4 protein-coding genes are annotated in these 3,314 nt (G+C 40.4%); all 4 read left to right on the top strand.

Annotated elements, in window-relative coordinates; genetic code table 11:
• Nucleotides 1-1,088: glycosyltransferase (locus ABWY16_RS16860; protein WP_353905826.1), on the top strand; the 1,088-nt coding region annotated here is incomplete at its 5' end.
• A gap of 2 nt (nt 1,089-1,090) precedes the next feature.
• The gene (locus tag ABWY16_RS16855; RefSeq protein ID WP_353905825.1) at nt 1,091-1,705 is read left to right on the top strand and encodes an acyltransferase; all 615 of its coding nucleotides are present in this window, start codon (nt 1,091-1,093) and stop codon (nt 1,703-1,705) included.
• A 4-nt stretch (nt 1,706-1,709) separates the two neighbouring features.
• Nucleotides 1,710-2,540: a glycosyltransferase family 2 protein gene (locus ABWY16_RS16850; protein ID WP_353905824.1), complete on the top strand. Its 831-nt coding sequence runs from the start codon at nt 1,710-1,712 to the stop codon at nt 2,538-2,540.
• 20 nt (nt 2,541-2,560) lie between these two features.
• On the top strand, nt 2,561-3,314 hold a 754-nt coding region (locus tag ABWY16_RS16845), incomplete at its 3' end, for a glycosyltransferase (protein WP_353905823.1).

Below are 3,314 nucleotides of genomic sequence, written 5' to 3'. Positions count from 1 at the left end.
TGTATGTAAATTCGGCCCTTGACAGAATCACTTTATTGCGCAACAGGAATGAGGCTGGGATAATTAAACGCAGGAATGTTATCAAGGGGAATGAAGATGGCCTAACGCCGGTAATAGATAACCTGTGGACACTCTACCCTGATGTTTTAATAGAATCTGTAAACTGGATTAATAATTCAGCGCTGTTTGATCTCCTCAACAAAAGAAATAACAGGCTTTTTGCTAAATCCATTTCGAAAGCAATCTCGTTATTAAAATTTAAGGACATCATCCTTTTTAATGATAACGATATGTTCAAAAGCTTTTACCTGCAGGAGTTTCTAAAACCAACAACAAGTATCTATTATTCGAGGGATTTTATGCTTGCGGTAGACTACTGGAAAAAGCACGGCGAACGTATAGAACCCCTGCTGATCAGCAAAAGTGATCTTTGTGTAGCCAATTCTACCTATTTAAGTGAATATTGCAAGACCTACAATCCCTCGTCCTTTTATATAGGCCAGGGCTGTGAACTGGATATTTTTACAAGTGACAGTAACTTTCCTCCGGTCGCCGCAATTGCGCATCTTTCAGGTCCAAAAATAGGCTATGTAGGGGCATTGCAAAGCATCAGGCTGGATATTGATCTGATCGGACATATTGCCCGGCAAAGGCCAGACTGGAATATTATCCTGGTTGGTCCTGAAGATGAGGTTTTCTTGCAAAGTGATCTGCATGAAATTTCCAATATCTATTTTCTTGGTTCCCAGAAACCGGAAGATCTGCCGGCATATATCAATGCATTTGATGTATGTATCAACCCCCAGCTGGTCAATCAGGTAACAGTTGGGAATTACCCCAGGAAAATTGATGAATATCTGGCAATGGGTAAACCAGTGGTTGCTACGAATACGCCGGCTGTAGGCATTTTTGGGGATACGGTCTACCTTGCAGCTGACAGACATGAATTTGTAGCTGAAATAGCTAAGGCGATGGATGAAAATTCCGCATATAGGGTTGAAAATAGAATAACACTTGCACATTCCCACACATGGGAGAATAGTGTGGGTGAATTGTATAAAGCAATTAACAAGGTCATAAAGAACTAGAGATGTCATTAGCTGCACAAATTAAAGCGAATCCTTTTTTAAAGAAGCTGGCACATCGGATGCTGATCCCGGCAAATGATTTCAGGCCAAGGCTTTGGGTGCGGCTGTTTGTCAACCCATTTAAACATATAAGAGGCAAAGGATCAATAGTAAGGAGGAGAACAAGAATAGATGTTTTTCCCTTCAATAATTTTAAGCTGGGCACTAAGAGCCTTATAGAAGATTTTGCAACGATAAATAATGGTGTTGGCGATGTGTATATAGGGAACCAGTCTGTTATAGGAATCGGCTGCACCGTGATTGGCCCGGTAAATATCGGCAATAATGTGATTATGGCGCAAAATATTGTCATTTCCGGATTAAACCATGGATATGAACTGATCGATATACCGCCAAGCGAACAAAAAACCGTGACAAGCCTTATTACTGTTATGGACGATGTCTGGGTCGGAGCGAATTGTGTAATCACCGCTGGAGTCACCATTGGTAAACATGCTGTGATTGGCGCCGGTAGCGTAGTCACCAAAAATGTACCTCCATATTCCGTATCAGTGGGTAACCCTGCCAGGGTGGTTAAGTTATATAATTTCGAAAACAGTAAATGGGAGAGGATATAAGCATATGAGTTATTTGAAGAACCCCGACTGGATCGGCCAGTTTTTGTATCCTTATGAAAAGTATGAAGAAATACCTTCGTCGCTTTTCGAATCTATAAATACTGATCTTGACAAGGTGCAAAGTAAAACACCTTTAGTGAGTATAGTAGTTATTGCATGGAACGAGGAAATTAATATCCTGCGTTGTGTAGGAACTTTATCACAAATGAAGACTGACATTCCATTTGAGATTATCGTGGTGAATAACAATTCCAAAGACCGCACCCAGGATACAATTGATCACCTTCATGTAAAGTCATACAATGAGCTTACCCAGGGTGCAGGACCTGCCCGTCAGAAAGGACAGGAAGAGGCATTGGGTAAATATATCCTTACTGCTGATGCAGATTGTTTTTATCCGCCATGCTGGGTCGATGAGATGCTGAAAGTGCTGCAGCAGGATGGCGTTGTCTGTATATATGGCAGATACTCTTTTATAGGGGAAGCGTCTTTTCCACGCTGGAAACTTTTGATCCTGGAGAAACTTAAAGATACAATGGCCGGATTGAGACATATTAAACAACCATATTTTAATACCTTTGGTATCAGTATGGGTTATGTGAAGGAGTATGGTCTGAAGATTGGATTTATCAAAATCAACAGGAGGGGTGAAGATGGGCAGCTGGCCATGGACCTGATGAAATATGGTAAAATCAGACAGATGAAATCCCGCAGGGGAAGGGTATGGACAGGTGTTCGTACACTCACTCAAAATGGATCATTTTATAATATTGTCCTCTCCAGAATTAAGGAGGACCTGAAGCGGTTTAAGTACAATTTTATTAGCAGAAATTAAATAATATAAATATTTATACAATGGACAATACCCCTAAACTGTTTGACAATGTGTCTCTACTGATCACTCATTACAACAGGAGCACTTCCTTAGAGCGTTTATTGAAGACGTTTAAAGAACTGGACATACATTTTAAGGAAATCATTGTATCTGATGACTCCAGTCAGCCGGTTCACCTGGACCATATCAAAAGTCTGCATTCAGATTATGAATTCACACTGGTTTCTACTCCGGTAAACAAGGGGCTTGGCAACAATATTAATAAAGGGCAGCTTGCGGTAAAAACTCCGTTTACACTTTATGTTCAGGAAGATTTTATTCCCCTTCCCGACTTTTATCCTCATTTTAAAGATGCTTTGGAAATTATGGATGTTGAACCTGATTTGGATATCATCAGATTTTATGCCTATTCGCCTTATCCGTATATGAAGCCATACGGTAAAGGATTTTCAGAAATGGTCTATAAACCATATTTTGGTGATAAGAATAAAGTTTATGTCTACAGTGACCATCCTCATTTGAGAAGAAATACCTTTTTTGAACGTTTCGGTCAGTACCGTGAAGGCTTAAAAGTAGACAGGACTGAATATTCAATGTGCGTAGCTTTCATCAAAAACAAAGGCCGCGGCTTGTTTTACAATGCGTTCAGTACGCTGTTCCTGCAGGCAAATTCATCTGAAGAACCAAGCACGGTAAAGCGGAGCGACTGGAGACAAAGTGGTAATCCGCTGATAGCCTTTGTCAGATTATTGTACAGACAGGTGAAATATAATT

Origin of the sequence: Pedobacter sp. (genome assembly GCF_040513095.1) — a bacterium.
Taxonomy (GTDB): domain Bacteria; phylum Bacteroidota; class Bacteroidia; order Sphingobacteriales; family Sphingobacteriaceae; genus Pedobacter.
The sequence above is the reverse complement of the archived record's forward strand: the minus strand, read 5'-3'. Positions and strand labels throughout refer to the sequence as shown.

Bases quoted from the DNA above. Each gene is read 5' to 3' on its own strand.
- ABWY16_RS16855 (WP_353905825.1), top strand. From the start codon at position 1,091: ATGTCATTAGCTGCACAAATTAAAGCGAATCCTTTTTTAAAGAAGCTG.
- ABWY16_RS16850 (WP_353905824.1), top strand. From the start codon at position 1,710: ATGAGTTATTTGAAGAACCCCGACTGGATCGGCCAGTTTTTGTATCCT.